6 protein-coding genes are annotated in these 8298 nt (G+C 72.6%); 5 read left to right on the top strand and 1 reads right to left on the bottom strand.

Annotated features, from left to right (window positions below; all coding sequences use genetic code 11):
* The 3 genes from HGK34_RS21380 to lnt all read left to right on the top strand — a co-directional run.
* Nucleotides 1–2056 (top strand): DEAD/DEAH box helicase (locus tag HGK34_RS21380; protein ID WP_201851291.1); only part of this gene is annotated, 2056 nt, incomplete at its 5' end.
* Between the two features lie 58 nt (nt 2057–2114).
* Complete coding sequence (locus HGK34_RS21385; RefSeq protein WP_201851293.1) at nt 2115–3791, top strand: amidohydrolase; 1677 nt, start codon at nt 2115–2117, stop codon at nt 3789–3791.
* A gap of 64 nt (nt 3792–3855) precedes the next feature.
* Nucleotides 3856–5574 (top strand): apolipoprotein N-acyltransferase, encoded by a 1719-nt coding sequence (gene lnt, locus HGK34_RS21390; protein ID WP_307816167.1) that lies wholly within the window; start codon nt 3856–3858, stop codon nt 5572–5574.
* 200 nt (nt 5575–5774) lie between these two features.
* On the opposite strand, the gene HGK34_RS21395 is transcribed toward lnt, so the two are convergent.
* Nucleotides 5775–6119, bottom strand: a complete 345-nt coding sequence (locus HGK34_RS21395) for an RNA polymerase-binding protein RbpA (RefSeq protein WP_123814580.1) — start codon at nt 6117–6119, stop codon at nt 5775–5777.
* Between the two features lie 294 nt (nt 6120–6413).
* Between HGK34_RS21395 and HGK34_RS21400 the strand changes: the two genes are divergently transcribed.
* The gene (locus tag HGK34_RS21400; protein WP_201851296.1) at nt 6414–7571 is read left to right on the top strand and encodes an LLM class flavin-dependent oxidoreductase; all 1158 of its coding nucleotides are present in this window, start codon (nt 6414–6416) and stop codon (nt 7569–7571) included.
* A complete protein-coding gene (locus tag HGK34_RS21405) occupies nt 7568–8206 on the top strand; it encodes an FMN reductase (protein ID WP_201851298.1) in 639 nt (212 codons plus the stop codon). Before HGK34_RS21400 ends, HGK34_RS21405 begins: the two co-directional genes overlap by 4 nt.
* Nucleotides 8207–8298: the final 92 nt, after the last annotated feature.

Below are 8298 nucleotides of genomic sequence, written 5' to 3' on the forward strand. Positions count from 1 at the left end.
TGTGTATAAGAGACAGGTGGGGGACGAGGGTTCGGGTGCCGGGGCGACCGGTGGTGTGGTGCGGCGGCGCACGCCGCCGCGGTTCGCGGTGGTGGACGCGCTGGACGCGGACGGGATGTTGCCGGCGATCTGGTTCGTGTTCTCCCGGGCGGGTTGTGAGGGTGCGGTGGAGCAGTGCCTGCGGGCGGGTCTGCGGCTGACGAGCGCCGCGGAGGAGGCGCGGATCCGTGAGGTGGTGGAGCGGCGTACGGCGGCGATCCCGCCGGAGGACCTGGAGGTGCTGGGGTTCTGGTCGTGGTCGCAGGCGTTGTCGCGGGGTGTGGCGGCTCATCATGCGGGGCTGCTGCCGGTGTTCAAGGAGACGGTCGAGGAGCTGTTCGCGGCCGGGCTGGTGAAGGTGGTGTTCGCGACCGAGACGCTGGCGCTGGGGATCAACATGCCGGCGCGCAGCGTGGTGCTGGAGAAGCTGGTCAAGTGGGACGGGACGGGGCATCAGCCGATCACGCCGGGGGAGTTCACGCAGCTGACCGGGCGGGCGGGGCGGCGGGGGATCGACACGGACGGGCATGCGGTCGTGGTGGATCATCACGGGTTGGATCCGCAGGCGCTGGCGGGGCTGGCCTCGCGGCGGCTGTACCCGCTGCGGTCCTCCTTCCGGCCCACGTACAACATGGCGGTGAACCTGGTGGCGCAGGTGGGCCGGGACCGGGCGCGGGAGGTGCTGGAGACGAGCTTCGCGCAGTTCCAGGCCGACCGGGGCGTGGTGGGGCTGGCGAAGCAGGCGCGTGCGCATGCGGAGGCGCTGGAGGGGTATGCGGAGGCGATGGCGTGTGACCGGGGGGACTTCGCGGAGTACGCCGGGATCCGGGCCGACATCTCGGCGCGGGAGAAGGACCTGTCGCGTGCGGCCACGAGTGCGCGGCGGGCGGAGGTGGTCTCGGCGCTGGAGAAGCTGGGGCGGGGTGATGTGGTGCAGTTGCCCACCGGGCGGCGGCGCGGCTATGTGCTGGTGCTGGATCCGGGGGAGCAGGGCGGTTTCGACGGTCCGCGTCCGACGGTGCTGACCCAGGAGCGGCAGGTCAAGCGGCTCACGCTGGCGGACGTGCCCGGTGGGGTGCGCACGGTGGGGCGGGTGAAGATCCCCAAGGGGGCCAACACGCGCAAGGCGGAGGTGCGTCGTGATTTGGCGCTGCGGTTGCGGGCCGCGGTCGGTGAGGCGGACGCCTCCGGCGTGGCGGGGCGTGGCGGTGACCACGCGGCGGGGCGTGGCGGGCGTGGGGACGCTGCCTCGGACGCGCAGCTGAGCGGGCTGCGGGCGCGGCTGCGGGCGCATCCGTGTCACGGGTGTCCTGAGCGGGAGGATCATGCCCGCTGGGCGCAGCGGTGGCGCACCTTGAAGTCGGAGCACGACCAGCTGGTGCGGCGGGTGGAGGGCCGTACCGGGGGTATCGCCCGGACGTTCGACCGCACCCTGGATGTGCTGGCCGAGCTCGGGTACGTGGCCGAGCTGCCCGAGGGGCCCGATCATGCCGCCGGGCTGCGGGTGACGGATTCGGGCCGGTGGCTGCGCCGCCTGTATGCGGAGAACGATCTGCTGCTGGCCGAGTGCCTGCGCCGCGGTGTGTGGGACGAGCTGGATCCGGCGGGTCTGGCCGCGGTGGTGTCGGCCGTGGTGTATCAGGGGCGGCGTGAGGCCGAGAGCGAGCCGTTCGTGCCCGGTGGGCCGCGCGGGGTGCTGGCCCGGGCGCTGGACGAGACGCTGCGGGTGTGGTCCGAGGTGGACGACCTGGAGGAGGGGCACGGTATCGAGGCCACCGGCCGGCTGGATCTGGGGATCGTGGCTCCGGTGCACCGGTGGGCCAGTGGCAGGCCGTTGAGCGTGGCGCTGGACTCCGCGCACGAGCTGGCCGCCGGGGACTTCGTGCGCTGGTGCAAGCAGGTGCTGGACGTGCTGGACCAGCTTGCCGGTGCCGCGCCGTCGCAGAAGCTGCGCCGCACGGCGCGCCGCGCGCACGACGCGGTGCTGCGCGGTGTGGTGGCCTACTCGAGCGTGTGACCGAGGCGGCCGCCGGCCGGGACGGCCGGTGGCCGCGCGATCGCATAGGGTTCATGCCGTGACCTCGATCCTCTACCGTGGTGGCGTCGTGCACTCGGCCGCCGATCCGTTCGCCGAAGCCGTTCTCGTCGACGACGGTGTGGTGGCCTGGCTCGGTGCGAACGACACCGCCGACGGTCTGGCGGCGCGCGCCGATCGGGTCGTCGAGCTGGACGGTGCGCTGGTCACGCCCGGGTTCGTGGACGCGCACGTGCACGTGCTGGAGACGGGTCTGGCCATGGACGGCGTCGACCTGTCCGCGGCCGCCGGAGTGCGGTCCCTGGCCGATGCCCTGGCGGCGCTGGCCGACGGCGCGCGGCGGCTGGACGGCACCGATCCCGGCGGTGGCGAGTGTCTCCTCGCGTTCGGCTGGGACGAGCAGGCGTGGCCCGAACGCCGCCCTCCGAGCCGTGCCGAGCTCGACGACGTGGCCGGCGGCCGCCCCGTGTACGCCGGGCGGGTCGACGGGCATTCCGCGGTCGTGTCCAGTTCCCTGGCCGCCGCCGCCGGCGTCGACCAGCTCCCGGGCCGGGTGTCCGACGGTGTGCTGACCGCCCGGGCCCACCACGACGTGCGTGACGTCTCGCGCCGTATCTCGCCCGAACGTCACGCCCGCGCCTGCCGGGCGGCGCTGTCCGCATGGGCCGCGCGCGGGGTCGTGTCCGTGCACGAGATGAGCGCCCCGCACCTGGACACCCGGGGCGGCCTCGCCGAGATCATGGCGGCCACCACGGACCCGGCCGGTGGGCTGCCGCACGTGGTCGCCTACCGTGGGGAGCTGTGCGAGACCGTCGAGGCCGCGCGCGACCTGGTCGCCGAGCTGCCGTTCCTGACCGGCATCGCCGGTGACCTCACCGTCGACGGCTCCATCGGCTCACGCACCGCCGCCCTGCGGTCGCCCTACGCCGACCTGTCCGCGGGAGCCGACGACGCCGACCGGCACGGGAACCTGTACCTGTCGGCCGAGCAGATCGCCGGCCACCTCACCGCCGTGGGCGCCGCCGGCCGGCAGGCCGGGTTCCACGTCATCGGGGACCGCGCCATGGACGAGGTCCTGGCCGGCCTCGTCCTCGCGGCACAGGCCGACGGCTCCGCCCGGCTGCGCGCCGGACGGCATCGCATCGAGCACGCCCTGTTCGTCGACGCCCAGGCCCTGTCCTCGCTGCTGCTGCACGGCGTGTCCCTGTCGATGCAGCCCGCGTTCGGCGCCGCGTGGGGCGGCACCACCGGCATGTACGCCCAGCGGCTCGGTGCCGTGCGGGCGGGTGGGCTGCAGCCGTTCGCCGACCTGGTCGGGGCCGGGATCCCGCTCGCGTTCGGGTCGGACACGCCCGTCACCCCGGTGGACCCGTGGACGGGGGTGCGGGCCGCCACCGCGCACGAGGATCCCGACCAGAGCATGTCCGCCCGCGCGGCGTTCCGCGCCCACACCCGCGGCGGGTGGCGGCTGGCCGGCCTGGACCACACCGGTGCGGGAGAACTGCGGGTCGGGTCCCCCGCCCACCTCGCGGTCTGGCGGGCCGACGAACTGACGGTGCAGACCGGCTCGGCGCGTCTGAGCCCGCTGTCCTCCTGGAGCCAGGAGGCGCGCGCCGGCCAGCCGCTGCTGCCCGCCCTGTCCCAGGACGCCCCCGCACCCGAGTGCCTGCACACGATGCGCGACGGCGTCGTCCTGCACGACACCCTGTCGGACTGAGCCGCCCGTCCCGGTGCCGGGCGGCTCGGGCGGGGCCCTCAGGCGGAACGATTAGGCTGCGATCGTGCGACGTCGGATGATCCAGCGGATCGTGAACCTCTTCCTGGCCGTGACCGGCGGCCTCACCCTGTGGGCGGCCTTCCCGGACGTGGGCTGGTGGCCCGGAGCGTTCGTCGCCGTCGCGCTGCTGTGGTGGGCGCTGCGCGAGGACAACGCCTGGTGGAACACCCTGGCCGGGTTCGCGTTCGGCATCACGTTCTTCCTCCCGCACGTGCGATGGGCGATCAACGCCACCGAGATCGCGCCGTGGATCGCGATGTCCGTCATCGAGGCCCTGTTCCTGGCGCTGTTCGGCGCCCTGTGGACGTGGGCGCGGCGGGCCGTGCGCGCCGGACTGCGCGGCCGGGACGCGCCCGTGCGCGCCGGAGCCTGGCAGGCCGTCGCGTTCGCCGTCGTGTTCACCGCCGTCGAGCAGTGGCGTGCCGAGGTGCCGTTCGGCGGGTTCCCGTGGGGCCGTCTCGCCTGGACCATGGTCGACGCCCCGCTCGGACGCGCCGCCTGGCTCGGCGGCAGCGTGCTGGTCACCTTCGGCGTGTGCCTGGCCGGTCTCGGCCTCGCCGCCGCCGTGCACACCCTCCTCACCGGTCCGCGAGCGCCGTCGTCCGCCGGCCGCGCGGCCGGCGTGATCGTGGCCGCCGCGGCGATCGTCGCCGCGCCTGCCGCTCTGCCTCTGCCCGCTTCGGCGGACACCGGAACCGTGCGGGCCGGTGACGGTGCCGCGGTGTACGACGCCGGCCGTGACCTGGGTGAGGAGGGCGTGCTGCGGGTGGGGGCCGTGCAGGGCAACGTGGCCGACCCCGATCTCGGTGTCTTCGCCGCGCGGCCCGAGGTGTTCGGCAACCACCTGGAAGGCACCTACGAGCTCGCGGAGGAGTTCGCCGGTGAGCTCGACGTGGTGCTGTGGCCGGAGGACTCCACGGGTGCCGACCCTCGCACCAGTGACGCCGCGTCGGCCGCGCTCGACGCCGCCGCCACGACCGTCGGTGCCCCGATCCTCCTGGGCACCCAGGAGTACCCGCCCGGTGGGGGACGCTACAACGTGTCGCTGCTGTGGCAGGCCGGGCAGGGTGCCACGCAGCGGTACGCGAAGCAGCATCCCGCGCCGTTCGGGGAGTACATCCCCTTGCGCGGCCTCGTGCGGCTGCTGTCGGACCAGGTCGACCGGGTCACCCGTGACATGCTGCCGGGTGAGGCCCCCGCCGTGATGGACGTGCCGGTCCGTCCAGGTGTCGCGCGCAGCGGCGGCAGTGTCCGTGTGGCCACGGTCATCTGCTTCGAGGTGGCCTACGACGAGATCGTGCGCGACGCCGTGCAGCGCGGTGCCCAGCTCCTGGTGGTCCCGACCAACAACGCGGCGTTCGGCTGGACCGCCGAATCCACCCAGCAGCTCGCGATGACCCGCATGCAGGCGATCACCACGGGCCGGGCTGCCGTGCAGGTCTCGACCGTGGGAGTCTCCGGCATCGTGGCTCCGGACGGCACGCTGGTCACCTCCACCGGACTGTTCACGCACGAGACGCTTGCCGCGGTGCTGCCGCTGCGGGCCGCGATCACCCCCGCGGTCGCGGCCGGCTACTGGCCGGGATGGGTCGTGGGGGTCCTGGCGGGGTTGCTGGTGGCTGCGGGTGTCGCCGTGCGGGTGTCCGCGCGGCGTGGAGCGGTGCGAGCTGGCGCGCAGCGGCGAGGGCACACGGCACCGGACCGGGACGCGCTGGTGGGCTGAGCACCGTCCTCGCCGTGCAGACCACTGAGCGCCGCCGGGAATCCCGGCGGCGCTCGGTGGTCATGACCTCGGATCAGGCAACGCCCGAGGTCAAAGAGGTCGAACTCACAAAGGTTGAACTCACGAAGGTCGAACTACGAGGCCCGGCGTGCGGATCCGAGCGAGGTGCGCGGATCCGCGGGGTGCCGGGCCGGACGAACTCACGCCGAGCGGCGCAGCTTGCCCGCTCGCAGGAGCTCGAGGCGCTCGTCGAGGAGCTCCTCGAGTTCCTTGACGGTTCGCCGCTCCAGGAGCATGTCCCAGTGCGTGCGCTGCGGCTTGCCCGGCTTGGCCTCGGGACGCTCGGCGTCCCGCAGCAGTGCCTCGGCGCCGCACCGGCATTCCCACAGGGCGGGAACCTCGGCGTCGGTCGCGAACGGAAGGATGATCGTGTGCCCGTTGGGGCAGTCGTAGTACGCCTGGAACCGCGGGGCGAAATCCACGCCCTCGTCGGACTCCATGCTCTTCGAGCCGATGCTCATGCCGCGCAGGGAGCGGTCAGCCATGTCGTCCTCCAGGGTCTCGGGGAATAGGGCTGAAGACTGTCTTCAAGAAGATCCGAAGTTTCAACGCACGGACACGCTGGCGTGTTCCAGGTTCTTCCGGGCGGAAACGATGATCTGTCAAGGCTACGCGTCGCGCAGGCCCGCGCAAGCTGGATCCTGGCGTATCAGGGGTGGTTGTGCGCGATCTCACGGAATGAACCTAGGCTGGGCCACGTTCGGACCCATACATGCAAACGCATGGACTGGCGCGGTCACCGCACCAGGTCCCGCAGGAACCCACCAGAGGAGTCGGCCGTGCAGTTCGGCATCTTCAGCGTCAGCGACGTCACCCGCGACCCGGTCGCGGACCACACCCCGGACGACACCGAGCGCGTCCGCGACATGCTCACCATCGCCAAGCACGCCGACGAGGCGGGGCTGGACGTCTTCGCCACCGGTGAGCACCACAACCCGCCCTTCGTCGCCTCCTCCCCGACGACGATGCTCGGCTACCTGGCGGGAGTGACCAAGAACATCACCCTGTCCACCGCCACGACCCTCATCACCACCAACGACCCGGTCCGGATCGCCGAGGAGTACGCGATGCTCCAGGTGATCTCCGGCGGCCGGATGGACCTGATGATGGGCCGCGGCAACACCGGCCCGGTCTACCCCTGGTTCGGGCAGGACATCCGCCAGGGCATCCCGCTGGCCGTGGAGAACTACGCGCTGGTGCGCCGCCTGTGGACCGAGGACGTCGTGGACTGGGAGGGCAAGTTCCGTACCCCGCTGCAGGGCTTCACCTCCACCCCGCGCCCCCTGGACGGCGTGCCGCCGTTCGTGTGGCACGGCTCCATCCGCTCCCCGGAGATCGCCGAACAGGCCGCCTACTACGGTGACGGGTTCCTGCACAACAACATCTTCTGGCCCATGAGCCACACCAAGCAGATGGTCCGGTTCTACCGCCAGCGCTACGAGCACCACGGCCACGGGCGCGCCGACCAGGCGATCGTCGGCCTGGGCGGACAGGTGTTCGTGCGGCCCCGCTCCCAGGACGCGTGGAACGAGTTCCGCCCCTACTTCGACGTCGCGCCCGTCTACGGGCACGGCCCGTCCATGGAGGACTTCACCCGCGACACCCCCCTGACCGTCGGCTCGCCCCAGCAGGTCATCGACCGCTACGGCGCGTTCGTCGACGAGGTCGGCTACTACCAGCGCCAGATGTTCCTCACCGACCACGCCGGCCTGCCGCTGAAGACCGTGCTGGAACAGATCGACATCCTGGCCGACCAGATCGTGCCCGAGCTGCGCAAGATCGTCGAGGCCAAGCGCCCCGAGGGCGTCCCGGCAAACCCGCCCACGCACGCCGAACGCGTCGCGGCCGCCCGCACCGCAGGGCAGACCGTGGCCGGCCACGTGGGCGACTCCGTGGACCCCTACACCGGAACCGTTGCCGAGGAGGCAGACCTGTGAACGAAACACGTACCGTCGTCGTGGTGACGGCGGGCCTGTCCCAGCCCTCCCAGACCCGGCTGCTGGCCGACCGGCTCGCCGCGTCCACCGTCCGGGAGCTGGAACGAGACGGCCACCAGGTCGAGGTCGAGGTCATCGAACTACGCGAGCACGCCCACGCCATCATGGACGCCATGCTCACCGGCTTCGCCGGCGGCGACCTCGAACAAGCCATCGACCGGCTCACCCACGCCGACGGCGTCATCGCCGTCACCCCGCTGTTCACCACCACCTACTCCGGGCTGTTCAAGTCGTTCGTCGACATCCTGGACAAGGACACGCTGACGGACATGCCCGTGCTGCTGGCCGCCACCGGCGGGACACCACGCCACTCCCTGACGCTGGACTACTCCATGCGCCCGCTGTTCACCTACCTGCGCGCCGACGTCGTCCCCACCGCCGTGTTCGCGGCCACCGACGACTGGGCCAGGGACGGGGACGCCGGACACGACACCGACCGGGACGCCAACCCGCTGCCCGGACGGATCGACCGCGCCGGCCGAGCACTCGCCGACCGCGTCGCGGCACGCCACAACACCGGACCCGCCGACCCGTTCACCACCACCCCGGACTTCGCACAGATGCTCCGCGCCTGACCACCGGCGCCTCCCGCGGGCGCCCCGCCCCACGACGGGCGGGGCGCCCGCGGCGCGCCCGGCCCCGAAAGTACCTGTCTCTTATACACATC

This window comes from Myceligenerans indicum, from assembly GCF_016742955.1.
Taxonomy (GTDB): Bacteria; Actinomycetota; Actinomycetes; order Actinomycetales; family Cellulomonadaceae; genus Myceligenerans; species Myceligenerans indicum.